At 66.0% G+C, this 423-nt stretch carries 1 protein-coding gene; it reads left to right on the forward strand.

The genetic code is table 11. The features are described from left to right. A partial coding sequence (locus tag PUR56_RS27055) for a cytochrome b N-terminal domain-containing protein (protein ID WP_329950829.1) occupies positions 1 to 423 on the forward strand: 423 nt, incomplete at both ends.

The raw sequence follows: 423 nt of genomic DNA on the forward strand, positions 1-423 counted from the left end.
ATGGGCGAGGTGATCTACGACGGCGTGTACGTCCCGCTCAAGGGCATCCCGATGTCCGAGGCGTACGCGTCGACGGTCGACATCAGCTTCGAGGTGCGCGGCGGTCTGCTGGTCCGCCAGATCCACCACTGGGCCGCCCTGGTCTTCGTCGCGGCGATGCTCGTGCACATGATGCGCGTCTTCTTCACCGGCGCGTTCCGCAAGCCCCGCGAGATCAACTGGGTCTTCGGCTTCCTGCTGCTCGTCCTGGGCATGTTCGACGGCTTCTTCGGCTACTCGCTGCCGGACGACCTGCTCTCGGGCACCGGCATCCGCTTCATGGAAGGCGCGATCCTCGCCGTCCCGCTGGTCGGCACCTACATCCAGATGTTCCTGTTCGGGGGCGAGTTCCCCGGCCACGACATCGTGCCGCGCTTCTTCACC

It is taken from the genome of Streptomyces sp. BE303, from assembly GCF_036290945.1.
Classification (GTDB): domain Bacteria; phylum Actinomycetota; class Actinomycetes; order Streptomycetales; family Streptomycetaceae; genus Kitasatospora.